Raw genomic sequence first — 16,401 nt, 5'->3', positions numbered from 1 at the left:
AAAAGGTTTTAACTAAAATATCAAATACGAAGCCAACCGGGGGGAATTAAATCTACTGTTTTTTTCTCCTGTTCAGTATTTGAAAACCACTTTGCTGGAGCTATAACCTGTTTGCCTGGCTTTTTATTTAGCCAAGCACCCCACCAGCTAAAAGAGCTATTTGCAATAATGTGATGATTACATAGGCTCATTAAATACATATCCTTCCAACTGTTTTGATTTTCATTCCCGGTTATAAAAAGTTTTTTGTGTGATATAGCTTTAAAGTTTTCTTTTACCCAAGCAATATCATCAGAGAAAAATATCAAATTAAGATTATCAAACTGTTTAGTAAGGTGCAGTATAGCTTTATTATAATATTCCAGAGTACAATTGCCATGAAATTCTTGAGTTTGTTGATTTTCTACATAATCTCCTCTTCTTATATGAATAGAAACTGTTTTTTGGTTACATATATAATCTTTTAACTCCCTATCATTTTTATTAAGATATTCTTCAGGAAATACAAAAAGACCCTGAATGAATTTTTCTTCGTTTTCAAAGTATTTGTAACTCTGGAAATATCCCTTCAAATATACTGGACTACTCATTTGAAATAATTGATCATTAAACCTGAATGTAGGTTCTTTATAGATTTTAGGATAGTTAAATCCCAGTTTTTTCTTTATACGATTATGGAATGAAAGTTCTGTAAATTTTTTCTTCTGTAACGCAGTTACAATTAGTAAAGATTTATCAAAAATTTTCAAGTCTAATTGGCGAGGAAATTTTTGAAGATTCCCTGTTTTTTTTGAGTAAAAGCTGTCATCTAAAAGAATAATTGATTTATTTCTTTTTGCCAAAACCCGAGCAGTTGCATATTGGAACATTTGATTCCCCAAACCGCCCAAAAGCTCCAGCAAAATAATATTCTCGCTACTTCTTTTCACTTAAAAATGTCCCTTTTGTTTTCCCTATTCTAATTAAAAAAGTTATTTCTTTTTATTCAAAATAAAATTGAATGTTTTCAAAATTTTGTTTCCGACCTTAAAGGCAATGCTATTTTTTATTTTGATTTTTTCTCTTTCGGCCTCCTTTATTTTTAAAAAAACATGTTGAATGTTTTTCTCGTAATCTTTTATGAAAAGATCTTGGTGTTTTATATAAATATAAGCCATCAAGTCTTGTTTATGCTCCAGATTTGCTATCTCATTTCTTGACCCGGATTTTACCCTGTAATTAAAAAGAAATTCATCAATAACGTAAATTTTCCACCCTATTTTAGTAATAGAGATATTGAAGTCCCAATCCTCATAACCCTCTACCATTTCTTCATCATAACCACCGGATTCGGCCCAGGCTTCTTTTTTAATCAATGAACTAGCTATAGCCCCGTTTCTGTATAGGAGGTCATTAGCATTCCCTCCTTTGGGCAGTATTTGGCCGAGAGGGCCCTGCTCATTAAAAGTTAATGCCTTACAAGTAACCATACCTACTTTAGGATTAGCTTTCATAACTTCTAAAGCTTTAGAAATAAAAGTTGATTCAAAATAATCATCGGCATCAAGAGTTAAAATGAATTTTCCTTTTGCACAGGAAATCCCATAGTTCCTCGCAGCACTCGGACCTTTGTTGTCCTGAACAAGTAAAAGATTGATTTTACTTTCCAGTTTGCTGAGAACCTTTTTTGTTGCTTCGTTAGAACCATCATCAACAATTATAATTTCTTTGTCATTATAAGTTTGGTCCAGAACTGACTGCAAGGCCTGCTCTATGTATTCTGCATCATTAAAACAGGGAATAACTACTGAAACCAAACCTTCCATTTTTTCTATTCTATTTTAGAATTAGCTTTTCTAATTTTTTAATCTTTAAATCGTTTGAACATTCAGATTTATAATGTTGCCTTAGGGAATGAGCTAGCGATTTATAATCCTTTTCTTCCAAAGTTATTAATTGAGTTGCTAATCCTATTAATTCCTGAAAGTTTTCTACTACAAGATAAGAATGCCTCGATAGTCTTTCTTTCATAGCTCCCACATTGTATGATAAAACCGGCACTCCTGCGGCAATTGCTTCTAAGCCGGTCATCGGTCCCGTTTCATGTTTGGAAGTAATAAGGAAGAAGGAGATTTTACCATAAAATTCATGCGACTGATTGGGTGGAATACTTTTATTAATCAACGTAATTTCTTCTTCTAAATTTGCTTCCTCCACTAATTTAAGCAACTCTTTAAAATAATCCTGGTCACCCTCTCCCTGAATAAGTAAACTGGTGCTTATACCATTGATCTTTAATTTTTTTACTAACAATATGGCATCCTGAATTTGCTTCTCCCTTGAAATCCGGGAAAGAATTCCAAAAGTGAATTTTCTTATAGAATTGGTGTTAAGTAAGGCTTCTTCATTAGCTATAATTATATCCTGTACCACCGCATTTTTAATCTTTAATTCCTTTTGAAGGTATGCTTGATGGTTTTTACTCATTACGATATTCCACTTAAGTTTTCTCAGGATTTTTTTCTTCCAGGAAGGCATAGCTTCATCGTAAACCACAGTATACTTAATAAAGCAATTCCTTAAATCAAAAAAATTAAGAATCGGTAAATAGAAGTTTTGACCGGTTGAAGAAAGAAAAATTATTTTATTCACGCCTTTTGAAGCTATGAATTTCCAGTAGAAATACTCTAAAGGAGAAGTTTTTAATTTTAATCGACTTTTAAGTTGATTATTAATATTTTTCACATTTTGATTCCAAAAAAAAGAAGGATAAGAATGAAAGGATATATTTCTACCGCATACCAACTCCTTTAAATGGCTGTGTTCAATTGGTTTTGGACTAAAAATTAATACTTCTGAAAAAATTCCAGATGAAGCCAATTCCCGAGCAGTAATGAGCGTCTCTATTTCGGTGCCTCCGATTACTCTAAGATATGGAGTTGCTATTAATAACTTCATTCTAATTGCGCTTCACTGTAATATTCCATACGATAATCTTTATCCATTTTTGAAGCCTTGCTTTGAGTATTAATGTGATTGAAAGCATTATTTAGTTCTATCCTAAAACTTATTCAACAACCTGAGCTTGATTAACATATTGATCTTTTTTGACTTTCTTAAATATTTAAAAGTTTTTCTCAATTCGCATAATTCGTCTATCTCAGATTGAAAATTTTGAAAATTATTTTGCAATACACCTTCCCTTTCCGATAAAATTAAAGGTTCGTTTTTTGAATCTGCACTTAAACCATCTGAATAATAAACAGTCAAAAGTTTATCTACTTTTCTATAGCTACAATTGAATTTAAATAACGCTAGAATAAATAATTTCCAATCTGCTACAATTTTTAGATTTTCATCATAAAAACCCACCTTATTGAAAATATCTTTTTTTATAAAAACCGCTTGATGACAGAGTGTTCCATAAAAAAGATCTGTGAAGCCCAATTGTTCAGGATAAGAAACAATATGTGTTTCCTCATTAGTGACAACCTTAATGTTAAAATAAATTAAATCAGAAAATGCAAGCTCCCTTCTATTTCCTCCTAATACTTCCTTGTTAACGAAATGATCCCCACTATTCAAAAACAGCAAATATTCCCCGGCTGCCCTCTTAACACCCTTATTCATAGCGTTATAAACACCCTTATCGGGCTCACTCACCCAATAATCCAGTTTTTGGCTTTGAGACTCGATATAATCTTTACTTCCGTCGTTAGAACCTCCGTCAATAACTATATATTCAAACTCTTGCCAGCTTTGATCAAGAACACTGGCCATTGTTTTTTTTAAACCTTTAAAATTATTGAGGTTCACGGTGATAATTGATATTAATGGCGCAGTTTTCATTTTTTTTTTAATAAATCAGATTTAGAAAAGGCAGAAATCAACCTTTTAATATCTTTTTAAATAAGTTTTTATAATTCTCGGCCTGAATTTTTTCATCATAAATTTTTAAAGCTTCCATTCTGATCTTTTCCCTGTTAAACCTTTTAGGTTTAGCCAGAAATTTATTTAAGGCCTCAACCAAAGAATCAACACTAATATCCCTTGTTAATAAACCATTTTCTTCATGAATTATCATATCAGAAATTCCTCCTATAGGAAAACCTATTACCGGAGTGCCACACATCAAGGATTCAATCACCGTATTTGGCAAATTGTCCATTATGGATGGAATAACAAAAAGATCAGCTGCAGAATAAGCAACACTCATTAATCTTTCATCGGTAATTGAGCCCAATTGTATGATGTTTTTATCCGTCTCAATTTCGGAGTTATTACTTCCGATTGCACACAGGAGGATATTTTCATCTTCTATTTTCTGCAAGGCTTTTTTTAAGAAGGAAAATCCTTTTCTAGGAATACTGGTAGAGTCTGCCACAAAAAGGACCATCTTTTTTTCCGCCGGGATACTTAGTAGTTCCCTTGAAAATGCTTTATCTCTTGGTGCAAAAATTTTTGGATCGAGCCCATAAGGAATACAATGCACAGGCCTTCCTTTAAAAACCTCACTTTTTCTTGCTTCATTCGCTAACCACTGAGATGGAGCAACGACCGTTAAATTTTTAAAGCCTTTTATAGCCTCTTTCTTCCTTTCAATTACTGCTTTGAACTCTTGCTCTTCAAAATCAGATAATATCCTTTTTATGGGATAACCACTTTCATCTATACCTTTAAAAAGCTCTGTATAATGCTCCCCTCCTGAAAATGGATTCATATCGTGCAGTGTCCAAACTACTGGTTTTTCATTCTTTTTAAAGAAACTAGAGTAGTCTAAGAAATTTGCCACCCAATGCAGGTTTATAATATCTGCCTCTTCATAGCCTGAACTTTGTGTAATATCGTAATTGGATTCTGGATAGCTAAACATTTCTAGGTTAGAAGACCTTTTCCAGACAAATGGGATTTCTTTTAGAGGAGGCTCAGAATATAATTTGAATTCCTTTAAAATTTTCTTCACTCCCTTCTGAGCCTTTTTAATTTTAGTAATTTTAGGCTTTAGTGGTTCTGCAACTTCACTATTAGGAACATTCTTGGTTTGTTTTTGCAAAAGTAATTTAGAAGATACTCCTATTTTCAACAAACCTTTATGCAGTCTAACACAAGAGTTCGCCGCACCTCCCCTATCATAAGTATTTACAATTAGAGTTTTCATGATTTTCTGCCTTCAACAAACAAAGAATCTGGTTTTCTTATTTCTCCCTTTACTACATCCAAATTATAATCTGACCAATTCGGGATGCTGCTTTCATAGGCATTACATATTCTTATATCTTGAAAACCAGATCTTTTAAATAATTCAGTCAATGAAAAACGATCATACATCCATTGATGAATTTCTCCAGAACATCTAAACTTCCCTGTGTTAACTATTTTTAAATCTGGAATGGGCTCTTGTAATTTAAGTTTCTTAAATATCTTCAATAAAGAGCTTTTAATAAATTTCTTAAATAACTTTTTTTTGGAAGGTTTATATACTGAATTTGTCCTCACTGGTGCTTTTTTATTTTGTCTTGATAAAAAATCTTCACGTATATACTTTCCTTCCAATCCTATTCTTTGAAATACATATTCTTCGTTTGGAATGGAAGCTTGTTGCAGATACTTACCCATTTCACCACCACTTTTATTTCTTACCATCTGGTCAAATAATTCCAGTTGTATCCATTCATAATTATGAATAGCATCTTTATCGCCTTCAAGAGCGAGATTCAAATTTCTTAAATACTCTACTGCAATGGTTTCCAGATCTGGAACTGCTACTCTAATGATTCCGTTATCTTTTAAAACCCTATTACATTCTTTCATCAATTCCTCTCCATCCTTCTTACTAAAATGCTCCAGTACATGAGAATGATATAAAACATCTATGGAATCGTCTGCCAGTGGGATCCCCTTCAAAAGGTTATGCTCAATCACATCATCACTTCTTGTCGCGAAATCAATATTGATCCAGTCTTTATGATAATTATTGCCACAGCCTAAGTTCAGAAATTTCATAATGCTATTTACTTAATTAGGTCTTCTTTAAAGCCAAAAATATTCAACTGGAAATCCATATTATTATAGGGTATCAATCCCATAAATGGAGATCTTATCGAGCTGTTACCAGGTATCGACATATATACCCTAAAATTAGCTTTTCTTAAAATTTCTATGACCTCATTTAAGGTTTGGGGCTGATTAACAAAAGAATGATATTCCACAAAAATTCTGTCAACCTTATTTAAATTATTTTCTATATCACTTAAAACAACTGTTTCTGCTCCTTCAATATCCAGTTTCAAAAAATCTACAGGTTGATTAAGGTAGTCATTGAGTGAAGTTGTTTCTATTTCTAAAGACGAAGACCTTGACTTATCCAAATCCGTAATCAAACCGGCATCTGCTCCCTCCGACAAAAATTTTAATTTTGTCTTGTAGTTCCAGAGTCCTTTTGGGACTAAATCAATTTTGTTGAAATTAAACTCATTTATATTTTTTTCTAAAATTTTAAATATTTTAGGATCAGGTTCGAACGCAACAATTCTGGAAGAAGGATAAAGTTTTTTAAAATAAATAGAAGCGAGACCTATATTTGCACCACCATCAATAATATATGGTTCCGGATTTTGAGTAATGAATTTATAAATTTCTTCCTCAAAAATTTCCTTATGCATAAATGAAAATGAAGCATTATCTGGAACTATAATTTTCTTACCATTAAGCAATGCTGTGGTTTCCGTATATCGTGGAATCTTTAGAAAATCATTTTTTAATTTTATGGAAGAAGTTGTTTTACGTTTGATCAATTGAATAATTTCAGGAGGGATATTTTTTTTCAACAATTTCTTGAACCTTTTTGAGAGTGGCTTTTTCGGTATTTCTGTTTTTTCTTCGAATTTATCTTTCACACTTTGATCCATATACACTTTTTGTTTTTTCACCGTAATGATTCCATTATCGATATTTTGGTCTTTTCCTGAATTAAAGGAATTTGGTTTACAGTGTACCCCACTTCCATCGAATCCTATATTTTTTATTAGGGAAGTATTTGGATAAAGAAACAACCCTTGATTCAAATACATTGAAACATAGAATCTTACTGCCCATGAATCATTCTTTCCTGAGACTTGATCTTTTAACATTTCCCAGAAATCGAAACGTAGAAAATTAAGTTTCTTTTCTAGGCCTTTAGATATAACTGAGCATAAAAGTTCTTCACCAGCAAAATTTATTTGATTCCATCTATCCAGCCATGTACCGTATCCCCAAGAACTCATAATGGGTAAGAAATAAGTTGCACCCTGAATTTCCTTAGAACTTGGAAAACAATATCCTGAAACTCCATAGACCTGTTTTTCAAATTCATACACCCTCAATCCATCATTCATAAATTGAAGAAAATTCTTTCCTGTCACAATATCATCTTCCAGCACAATAGCTTTCTCGTGTTTTTTAATAATTTCAGTTACACCTTTAATAACAGAATTCGCTAAACCAAGATTTTCATCTCTTTCGATAATTACAACCTCTTTACACCAATTCTTTTTACGAATTAAAGTTCTAACTTCTTTGATTTTTTTTAAATCTTCCTTTGGTGCATTTTTTTTTATACCGTCGCTATAAATATATAAAATGCTTTGATCGGCAAGCTCGTTTTTCATTAATGCCTCCAGCGTTTGTTCTGTATGCCAGGGTCGGTTATAAACGAACAATATTATTGGGGCCAAAGTTTCGATATTTTTCAAAGTAGCTAACAAGCTAAGGAGTTTTCATTTTGTTATAACTTAGGTTTGGAATAACCAAACAAACTTATATCCTCCCTAAAAGCTTGATCGATCATTTCAAGAGATGCTTTGCTATAGAAATGTAAGAATTCTTTCTCTTTTCTACTACTGTTCAAGTACGGCAAGTCAGATTTTATTGACAAATGGTCACAAATCTTTTGAAAGTCTGCGTTCAAACTTTCGAATTTTCCAACAAAATCCATAAGAAATTCATCATCGGAATAAAAGAATGATTTCTGCAATCTTAAATCATTATGTACACGCCAATCAATATATTCATCAAAGTTTTTAAAGGATTTTATCAATTCATGTTGATGATGGTTTTTTTCCATTAGCATAAATGTATATAATGATACTTGCCAATCCCAGGGATTCCTCACAAAACCAAATTTATAATAACTATTAAATATTTTAGAGGGAATTCGAGTGCGCAATTCATTTGCTTTGATATGACCCGGAAAAGTTTTAGAATAAAAAGATGGGGGGATTCCTAAAAAAGTTTTTAACCTTTTATAAAAGTTCACATCAATACTATTATTGTTATTAAAACAATCCAAGGCATGCTGAATACTTGTACCAGCAACTTTATAATTATGAATAAAAATAAACTTTTTACTATGTGAAATAACCATAATTAATCTTGTCGAATATTTTTAAAAAAAAGTGTATTATATGTCTTCGCAACTAATTCATAACCATTTTTATTTAACTCTTTAAAAACCCTATTGTGGTTTAACTTCGTTAAGTGGAAATTGTTTAGGTCTTCAACCAATACAATTTTAGGCCTATAATTTTCCCAATCATTAGATTGTATAACTTCAAAGTCAAGCCCTTCAACATCTATAGTTATAAAGTCAATCTTGGTATGTTTGGGAAGGTACTGTTTTAAAATCATCCTTAAGGGTAAGGTGTTTATCTTTCTAGTCTCAACGACTTTAAACTTTTCTATATTCAGCTTTTTTTTTGCTTCAATTTCTGAAAAAGTATTAATAGCTTGCTGGTTAAACATATAGTAAATCTTTTCCTCCTGCTCTTTTGAAACTCCTATTTCAAGATTAATATCATTAGGTCGAATTTCTTTAAAAATCGCCATACTCCCCGGCATTGCATCTATATTAATGCCTCTCCATCCTATTTTATAAAACAGATATGTGTTAGAAAAACGTTTTGGATGATGTGCGCCAACATCTACATAAAATCCAGTTTTTTGACCTTCAAATATCCTTTTTAGGATCAAATCTTCACCTTCCTGTGAGTAAGAAAGAGTAGAAAATGGATCCAATTTTTCATTCTCTTTTTTAATAGGCTCCTGATAAATATTCACTAATTTTCTAGGAGTGTTTTTTAAAATAAGTGTTTTCAGTTTTTTAAATCCCATTTTCCTTGAATTAAAAATTTGGATTTACCATTAAAACCAAGGTTTCCAGTCCCATAAAAATCTCCCTTAACCACGTTAAATTTACCGATAGGAACTTTTGGCCAGTCAGATTCCATTTTATCACATTCAATTCTACCCTTTACAATATATTCGCCTTCATTCAATCCCAAATTGGAAATTGCACATTGAACTTTGTGTTTTCCATTTGAATTAACTGGTAGTGATACATTCTGATAAGAATTATACAATACAGATATCAACTCATCCTGCGGGGTATGTATCGAAAAACCTAAATCTACCTGAGATTTATTGGTTAAATTCTTTACATCAATTTCGAATGAAAACACAACTGTATCGCCGCTTAAAACATTTTCTACTATCTCTCCATTCGAATGTTCAATATGGAAACTATCGAATTTAACAATTCCATTGCCGCTTCGGTTTTCAATTAAACTAAGGTCTTTGGGAATTATTTGCTTATCATTTGAAAGATAAAAATTTATTGTATTATCGATATCACCTTCAAAAACAGACATTCCATTTTCCAAAACTATCCCTCTGGTACACAAACTTTGCACACTCGCCATATTATGACTTACAAATAGCACAGTACGTCCTTCTCCGGTCGATAGGTCTTGCATTTTCCCAATAGCCTTTTTTTGAAATTCAGCATCGCCAACGGCTAAAACCTCATCTACCACCAGGATTTCGGGTTCAAGGTGGGCCGCTACAGCAAACCCCAGGCGAACCCGCATTCCGCTGCTGTATCGTTTCACGGGTGTGTCAATATACTTTTCACAACCTGAAAATGCTATGATTTCATTTATTTTGCTTTTAATTTCGGATCTTTTCATTCCCAACACCGCTCCATTCATAAAAATATTCTCCCTTCCGGTGAGTTCGGGATGAAAACCTGTACCAATTTCCAGTAAACTGGCAATTCGCCCTTTGGTTTTTATACTTCCAGTTGTAGGTGATGTTACACGAGATAAAAGTTTTAAGAGGGTAGATTTTCCGGCACCGTTTTTTCCAATAATACCTAAAACCTCACCTTGTTTCACTTCAAAATTAATATCCCGCAAGGCCCAAACATAATCTTCATTTGCAATAGAATTACGATTATTAACAGCGCCAACTTTTAAAAAAGGATCTTCTTTTCCCTGTATGCTATACCAGAAGCGCTTCAAGTCATCCCCCAAAGTTCCTGTACCCACTTTGCCAAGTCGGTATTGTTTGGAAATATTTTGGGCTTTTAGGATTATACTCATCTTCGGTAGGCAGTATTACAGTAGACAGTTCGCTCTCTTATGTTTTCAGAGGGTAAAGTAATAAAATTATATGGGTTTTTCCCTGATTTCTATTCTAAGTCAGTTACATTTTGATTGAGCAAGTCTTTATTAGCTTTTAACCAACAAATTAAGATTAAACGCTCGAGTTACCTCAGATCTACCGACAAAAGACTTGCGACTAATGACTATTATTTTAAACCGTATCAATAAAATTCTTTTCGGTCCGATTAAAAACAATAAGTCCAACTAAAAAAAGTATTATTGAAAATGCCAGAGTATAGAAAAAACCACTCCAGTTAAAAATCCCGGTATCCAGAATCATATATCTAAAACCTTCGATAATTTGCGCCAGGGGATTATAATTTACCAGCCAGGCCAGGGAGGGGATTTTCTCTGAAACTTCACTTAAAGGATAAGGGACAGCAGAAATATACATCAGCAATGAAGTCGCAAATCCAACCATAACCGTAAGATCTCTGTATTTAGTAGTAAAAGCTGAAATGGTCATTCCTGCTCCCAAACCTAAAAGTGCCATCATCAAAACATATACAGGAAACAATAGTAGGTTAGTATTAGGTTGCAGGTCATAACCCTGGAGTAGGAAATAAAAATAAAATACAATCAGGATGCTTAATTGTATTCCAAATTTAAAAAGACCTGAAATTACAGTTTTTAATGGCATAATTGCCCGGGGGAAATATACTTTACCAAAGATACCGGCATTTGCGGTGAAAGTATTTGAAGTTTTGGTGAGGCTTTGATTAAAGTAATTCCAGGCCGTGATCCCTGCCAGGTTAAACAAAAATGGAGGTACATTCCCGGTAGGGATATTGGCAATATTATTAAAAACCAGGGTAAAGATCACCGACGTAAAAAGCGGTTGAATAAAATACCAAAGTGGACCAAGAATCGTTTGTTTATAAACAGTGACTATATCCCGTTTTACAAAAAGGATAAGTAAATCACGATAATCCCAGATCTCTTTAAAGTTAAGATCTATAAATTTTCGTTTAGGGCTTATTTCGTAAAGCCATTCCTTTTCGCTATTCATAAAAGAATATCTTGATATAATTTACCATAGTTTTATCTGGATTGAAAAGTAAGCATATTACCCCTACCTGCCTTTTTTCTATCATTTTATTTTAAGTGACTGATGACAACTTCAAAATCTGAACTTAAATTTCTCTACTATCCGCTTCATACTTAGGGTATTTAAGAATTCTTAATGCTTGTATTTTCGGATCACAAAATTTATTAAAAAAATTTTTGCCGCCTATTTTAATTTGCCGGTGATAGTGGGGATTCTTTAATAGGTAATTTAAAAAATCTTCTATTTCGTCAACTGATTTAATCATGTGAATTTCCTTACCATGCAAAGGATAAACCGGCAAATCAACCATAAAAGGCAAAGAAAGTACAAAAGACGAAAGATTAAAAAATTCACCTACCCTCCAACTGATAGCTCCCAAAACTGCAGGGTTATTAAAATTTATGAGCGAACTGGAACTTTTCTTGTGAAAATTCTTTGAAGTATAACGTTTTGGTCCCAACACATCTTCCAGATTTCGGTTATCCCCATCTGTTCTGGGAATAAGTCCACCTTCAAAATCAATCTGCTCATTTTCCTTACAAGCCTTAATAAAAACTGCTCGCTGTTTGTTTGCAACTTCTTCCTTTTTCCAAATGGATCCTGAAAAAAAAATATAGTTACTAAAATTTTCAGGATTTACTGAGTAGTTTTGGTAGTTAGGTCTTTTAACCTGGGCATAAAAATCTTTCATCACCTTCTCCTTGCCTAATTCTTTAAATAAATGTTTTCTAAAAATCTTTAAATAGCCTAAACTAAAATTAATAGGATAATGAGGAAAAAGAGCTTTAAGTTTGAGTAAATTATAATTGGGATTATCTTTAAGTTTGTTAGTTGCAAAATAAGATGTAGCTACTGAATAAAGATCCTTTTGAACTCCATTAGGATCTCGGTTATCTATTATGATGATTTTTTTATCAACTCTCAAAATTAATAAAGGCGTACCATTCCATTTACGGAATTCGGTATTTGGACAATACCTGACTTTGGCAACTTCGTTTAAACCATACAAATAATAACTACTAAAGTAATTGGGTATATTCAGCAAATCAATTTTTTCCATAAATATATTCCCTTATATTTTTTATTGCTTAATGTTAAAGCTTTGAAGCGATCGAAGGTAAAGACCTAAAAAATGGACCTATAGCAGTTTCTTTTCATTGGTACAATGGATAAAAAGAGCAATTTACTTATTATCCTTATCCAAAAAAATTTGGATTGTTTCTTATCCTCTCAAGATTTACAACAACTAAAATCTAAATTCAGGATTTCTAATCCTGCTGTAAAAATATATAGGATTTACTTCTTTTAAATACTATTAGTACGATATTTATATATTTATATAAAAAAAGTAAAAAGAGAATTGTGATGTCTTTGAAATATATCAGGAAAATCAAAAAGAAAGTTCTTCTTCAGAAGAAATTAAAAAAAAACCGGGAATGGCTCTTCAGGGAAGAAAACACCTTGATGAATTTATTTGATACTCCACAATTAACAGGGGATGAACTTAAACAGATTTTTAGCATTTGGGGTCCGGCTGGTTTGACAGCTTCTTTAACCAATGAGTTTCGTATATTCAAAAAAATCTCTGGATTTGATCCACAGTTTCTACCTAGTAGTTTATATTATCCTTTAATTATTAAAAGTCTTAATCCAACTTCATATTCTGCATTTTATGAAAATAAAGCATTCTTTGACTTAATTTTAAAAGGGCTAAAAAGGCCACGAACGATAATTAAAAATGTTGAAGGAAATTCTTTTAATAATGAGTTTCTACCCATTTCCAAACACCAAGTTCTCCAAAAAATTTTAAAAGAAGATAAAATCTTTATAAAACCTATTAGTGGTTCATTTGGAGGCCGGGGTGTGAAATCGATTAACATAGAGGAATATTCATCAAATGAAATTATAAAAATCCTAGATAGTTATTCCAAAAATTATATTATTCAAGAAGTAATTGTTCAACATGAGGACACAAGAATTTTTAATGAATCTTCCGTTAATACTTTAAGGGTTACCTCATTGTTTTTAAACGGAAAAACAACCATACTTTTTGTTTTACTAATGGTAGGAAGTCCAGGGAACATAGCTGACAATTCTGCAGGAAGTTTAAGAGTAAAGATTAGCAAAGATGGAAGCTTAGACCATAAAGCTTTTAATAAAAATTTATTGAAATTCGAAAAGTCAGAAAATGGTGTGCCTTTCAAGAATAAAAAAATCACCCATTACCAGAAATGTATAAATATGGTCTTAGATAATCATTCTCGTTATTTTCCCATGTGTGGATTATTAGGTTGGGATTTAGCAATAAATAGTAAGGGAGAAGTTGTTGTAATTGAAGTAAACACAAGGGTTCCGGGCATTCGAACAGGCCAGATTTGTTGTGGCCCCTTATTTGGCGAACGTACTAAAGAAGTAATCGAATACTATAAAAAGCACCCTCCTTTACTTTAGAATTTAATTTTACAACAGCATTTACTACTTTATACAATTAAATTGCTCCAAGAAATGTTCGTTTACAAGATTCAAAAAGAGTGCTTAATTAGAATGGTTTTGTTTGGAAATTGCAGTAAATTAGAATGAAAGATTTTTTCAGCAAAAACTAAAAATAAAATTTAAATTGCAATAGTATTTAATACGAAGATAGCGGGCTTCTGTAAAACCTATGTGTTCTAAATTATTAAATCCAAGAAACTATATCAGTTTTAAAATTACCTCTTGAAAAAATTATCTATCTTAATTCCAGCATATAATGAAGAGGGAAGCATTACTCCCATTTTAAAAACATTGCAAGATTTAAACCTGGATCCTTCCCTTCAAAAGGAAATCATAATCATTGATGATCATTCCACCGACAAAACAGGGGAATTAATTGAACAATTTATCATTGGAAATCCTGATTTACATATTAATTATTTCAGGCAGAAGTTCAATCAGGGAAAAGGGGCGGCAATTCACAAAGGAATTGAAATTGCTTCAGGAGATTTTATAATTATTCAGGACGCCGATTTAGAATATGATCCTGGTGAATATAATCATTTACTAAAACCTATACTATCAGAAAAAGCTGATGTAGTATACGGCTCCAGGTTTATGGGAGGAAATCCTCACCGCATACTTTTCTTCTGGCACTCTATAGGAAATAAATTTCTCACTTTTTTAAGCAATGCTTTTACCAACCTCAATTTAACCGATATGGAAACCTGCTATAAGCTTTTTAGGGCTGATATTTTAAAATCTTTGGAGCTTAAGGAAAAGCGTTTTGGTTTTGAACCGGAGGTTACGGCAAAGATTAGTAGAGTTCCGGGGATCAGAATCTATGAAGTTGGAATTTCCTACTATGGTCGTACTTATGAAGAAGGAAAAAAGATAAACTGGAAGGATGGATTTCGGGCCTTATGGTGTGTCTTTAAATATAATATTATTCATCGCTAATTTTCCTCAATATAAAACCATCCTCTAAGGGAATAAAATAGTTTTTATTAAAATTTTCTCGTAGCCAATGCTCATTAACTAAATAATTTCTCCAATTCACTTCGTTTAAAAAAACAATTTGAGCCTCACCTCTACATATATTTTCCTTTAGGTTTTCCATTTTTAAGTCCTCATTCATTTTAGGAAGCAATTCAAAATCCTGCTGCAGATGAAGTTTCCCCAATTCAACGCCATTGGAATAAGTAAGAATATTAGGATTTTGATCCTTTAGAAAAGATAAAGTTTCTGATTCCACCCACATTTTTTTCGCATAACCACCTCCACTCAAATAATGATTTTTCAAAACAGGAAATAATGAGGAGCTGAAGCTTAAGAAAAGAAAAACAATACCTGCATATGCCAATTTATTTTCCCCATTCCTCCAAAGTTTCTGAAAAAACAAAAAGATTAGAATCAATAAAAAACTGAGAAGAGGAGATAATATCCTATTGGTCATTGGAGTCCAGAAGTCAAAAAATGAAATAGAAATAATTAGAAAAGCAGGATAAAGAATTAAAAAAAGAACAATAATAAAAATTGCAGACCTGTTCGTTTTATAAGTTTCCAGTGCATACTTCTTTATGACTTTTATTTTTAGTAAATAAAAAAGAAAAACCCCTGTGAATAAAACAATAGCTAATCTACTTCCCAAAAACCAGTATCCAAAGGTGATAAACATATCCTGAAGTTTCCCAACCGGAATAAGGTGAATGGCAATTTCGCGGCCTACAGGAGGTGTATCAAAGAAATTTTGATAAATAAACCAGGGAGAAATTGTCAACATAAAGGTGAATAGAAATCCAAATAAGTTTTTAAACCTTTGAACCACTTTCTCCTCTGGAAAAAACAAAATAAACAGTGAATAACAACCCAGGAAAGCAATTCCCGCATATCTACTTAGAAAAAACAAACCACAAGCCAGAGAACAGAAATAAAGATTTAAGGATTTACCAGTCTGAATCCATCTCAGAAAGAAATAAAATGAGAAACTGAGCAACACTAAAAAAAGCCCTTCTGATAAAAAGTTTAGAAAGTTGACGGATACTTGAGAGAAAATAAGAGATATTCCAAAAAATATAATTAGTTTATGGTTAACTTTTAATTCCCGTAAAATTAACATATTGATTAGCAGAAATAAGTAAAAGAGAAAAATCTGAAGGATCAGTCCCGCCTGAAGAATTTCCACATTAATTATAGTCGCAACAAATGAAACTAACATTGGGAATAATGGAGGCCAGTGGTTTACTAGATGCCCTTCATTATCTGTTATTCCATTTCCAGAAACGAGATTTTCAGTAACCTCCATATATGCAATAGAATCTGGACTAAAACCTAATTTATATGGTAAGATTACCAGTAATAATAAGGCAGCACCGATTAATGCCAGGCAATGAAATTTAAGATTGGAATGAATCAAATTTA

General features: G+C 32.2%; 15 protein-coding genes. 2 read left to right on the top strand and 13 right to left on the bottom strand.

The features are described from left to right. Nucleotides 1-20 precede the first annotated feature (20 nt). The 12 genes from LB465_RS16365 to LB465_RS16310 all read right to left on the bottom strand — a co-directional run bounded on the left by LB465_RS16365 (nucleotide 21) and on the right by LB465_RS16310 (nucleotide 12,568). Nucleotides 21-929 (bottom strand): alpha-1,2-fucosyltransferase, encoded by a 909-nt coding sequence (locus tag LB465_RS16365; RefSeq protein ID WP_224471001.1) that lies wholly within the window; start codon nucleotides 927-929, stop codon nucleotides 21-23. A 42-nt stretch (nucleotides 930-971) separates the two neighbouring features. After that, the gene (locus LB465_RS16360) at nucleotides 972-1,805 is read right to left on the bottom strand and encodes a glycosyltransferase family 2 protein (protein WP_224471000.1); all 834 of its coding nucleotides are present in this window, start codon (nucleotides 1,803-1,805) and stop codon (nucleotides 972-974) included. Nucleotides 1,806-1,815: 10 nt separating this feature from the next. Next, on the bottom strand, nucleotides 1,816-2,937 hold the full coding sequence (locus tag LB465_RS16355) for a glycosyltransferase (protein ID WP_224470999.1): 1,122 nt from the start codon (nucleotides 2,935-2,937) through the stop codon (nucleotides 1,816-1,818). A 102-nt stretch (nucleotides 2,938-3,039) separates the two neighbouring features. Continuing rightward, on the bottom strand, nucleotides 3,040-3,828 hold the full coding sequence (locus LB465_RS16350; RefSeq protein ID WP_224470998.1) for a glycosyltransferase family 2 protein: 789 nt from the start codon (nucleotides 3,826-3,828) through the stop codon (nucleotides 3,040-3,042). Between the two features lie 37 nt (nucleotides 3,829-3,865). Further along, on the bottom strand, nucleotides 3,866-5,065 hold the full coding sequence (locus LB465_RS16345; protein ID WP_237690544.1) for a glycosyltransferase: 1,200 nt from the start codon (nucleotides 5,063-5,065) through the stop codon (nucleotides 3,866-3,868). A 68-nt stretch (nucleotides 5,066-5,133) separates the two neighbouring features. Next, on the bottom strand, nucleotides 5,134-5,982 hold the full coding sequence (locus tag LB465_RS16340) for a class I SAM-dependent methyltransferase (RefSeq protein WP_224470996.1): 849 nt from the start codon (nucleotides 5,980-5,982) through the stop codon (nucleotides 5,134-5,136). A gap of 8 nt (nucleotides 5,983-5,990) precedes the next feature. Beyond that, nucleotides 5,991-7,694, bottom strand: a complete 1,704-nt coding sequence (locus LB465_RS16335) for an FkbM family methyltransferase (RefSeq protein WP_224470995.1) — start codon at nucleotides 7,692-7,694, stop codon at nucleotides 5,991-5,993. Nucleotides 7,695-7,744: 50 nt separating this feature from the next. After that, nucleotides 7,745-8,383 carry a sulfotransferase family 2 domain-containing protein gene (locus LB465_RS16330; protein ID WP_224470994.1) on the bottom strand — a complete coding sequence of 213 codons (639 nt, stop codon included), beginning with the start codon at nucleotides 8,381-8,383 and terminating at the stop codon, nucleotides 7,745-7,747. Between the two features lie 2 nt (nucleotides 8,384-8,385). Beyond that, nucleotides 8,386-9,129: an FkbM family methyltransferase gene (locus tag LB465_RS16325; protein WP_224470993.1), complete on the bottom strand. Its 744-nt coding sequence runs from the start codon at nucleotides 9,127-9,129 to the stop codon at nucleotides 8,386-8,388. Then, on the bottom strand, nucleotides 9,111-10,397 hold the full coding sequence (locus tag LB465_RS16320) for an ABC transporter ATP-binding protein (RefSeq protein ID WP_224470992.1): 1,287 nt from the start codon (nucleotides 10,395-10,397) through the stop codon (nucleotides 9,111-9,113). The genes LB465_RS16325 and LB465_RS16320 overlap by 19 nt, the downstream gene beginning before the upstream one ends. Before the next feature lie 214 nt (nucleotides 10,398-10,611). Beyond that, nucleotides 10,612-11,469: an ABC transporter permease gene (locus LB465_RS16315; RefSeq protein WP_224470991.1), complete on the bottom strand. Its 858-nt coding sequence runs from the start codon at nucleotides 11,467-11,469 to the stop codon at nucleotides 10,612-10,614. A 124-nt stretch (nucleotides 11,470-11,593) separates the two neighbouring features. Beyond that, nucleotides 11,594-12,568, bottom strand: a complete 975-nt coding sequence (locus tag LB465_RS16310; protein WP_224470990.1) for a hypothetical protein — start codon at nucleotides 12,566-12,568, stop codon at nucleotides 11,594-11,596. A gap of 305 nt (nucleotides 12,569-12,873) precedes the next feature. Here LB465_RS16310 and LB465_RS16305 point away from each other — a divergent pair, with 305 nt between their 5' ends. Both LB465_RS16305 and LB465_RS16300 read left to right on the top strand, forming a co-directional pair. Next, complete coding sequence (locus LB465_RS16305; RefSeq protein WP_224470989.1) at nucleotides 12,874-13,959, top strand: sugar-transfer associated ATP-grasp domain-containing protein; 1,086 nt, start codon at nucleotides 12,874-12,876, stop codon at nucleotides 13,957-13,959. A 264-nt stretch (nucleotides 13,960-14,223) separates the two neighbouring features. Continuing rightward, complete coding sequence (locus tag LB465_RS16300; RefSeq protein WP_224470988.1) at nucleotides 14,224-14,940, top strand: glycosyltransferase family 2 protein; 717 nt, start codon at nucleotides 14,224-14,226, stop codon at nucleotides 14,938-14,940. Here LB465_RS16300 and LB465_RS16295 read toward each other — a convergent pair. Next, nucleotides 14,927-16,396, bottom strand: a complete 1,470-nt coding sequence (locus LB465_RS16295) for an ArnT family glycosyltransferase (RefSeq protein ID WP_224470987.1) — start codon at nucleotides 16,394-16,396, stop codon at nucleotides 14,927-14,929. The two genes, LB465_RS16300 and LB465_RS16295, sit on opposite strands and share 14 nt — an antisense overlap. Nucleotides 16,397-16,401 lie beyond the last annotated feature (5 nt).

Origin of the sequence: Salegentibacter lacus, assembly GCF_020164555.1 — a bacterium.
Lineage (GTDB): Bacteria > Bacteroidota > Bacteroidia > Flavobacteriales > Flavobacteriaceae > Salegentibacter > Salegentibacter lacus.
Note: the sequence above shows the minus strand (reverse complement) of the source record. Positions and strands in the feature narration are given on the sequence as shown.

Bases quoted from the DNA above. Each gene is read 5' to 3' on its own strand.
- LB465_RS16355 (WP_224470999.1), bottom strand. From the start codon at position 2,937: ATGAAGTTATTAATAGCAACTCCATATCTTAGAGTAATCGGAGGCACC.
- LB465_RS16340 (WP_224470996.1), bottom strand. From the start codon at position 5,982: ATGAAATTTCTGAACTTAGGCTGTGGCAATAATTATCATAAAGACTGG.
- LB465_RS16320 (WP_224470992.1), bottom strand. From the start codon at position 10,397: ATGAGTATAATCCTAAAAGCCCAAAATATTTCCAAACAATACCGACTT.
- LB465_RS16315 (WP_224470991.1), bottom strand. From the start codon at position 11,469: ATGAATAGCGAAAAGGAATGGCTTTACGAAATAAGCCCTAAACGAAAA.
- LB465_RS16360 (WP_224471000.1), bottom strand. From the start codon at position 1,805: ATGGAAGGTTTGGTTTCAGTAGTTATTCCCTGTTTTAATGATGCAGAA.
- LB465_RS16325 (WP_224470993.1), bottom strand. From the start codon at position 9,129: ATGGGATTTAAAAAACTGAAAACACTTATTTTAAAAAACACTCCTAGA.
- LB465_RS16330 (WP_224470994.1), bottom strand. From the start codon at position 8,383: ATGGTTATTTCACATAGTAAAAAGTTTATTTTTATTCATAATTATAAA.
- LB465_RS16305 (WP_224470989.1), top strand. From the start codon at position 12,874: ATGTCTTTGAAATATATCAGGAAAATCAAAAAGAAAGTTCTTCTTCAG.
- LB465_RS16310 (WP_224470990.1), bottom strand. From the start codon at position 12,568: ATGGAAAAAATTGATTTGCTGAATATACCCAATTACTTTAGTAGTTAT.
- LB465_RS16350 (WP_224470998.1), bottom strand. From the start codon at position 3,828: ATGAAAACTGCGCCATTAATATCAATTATCACCGTGAACCTCAATAAT.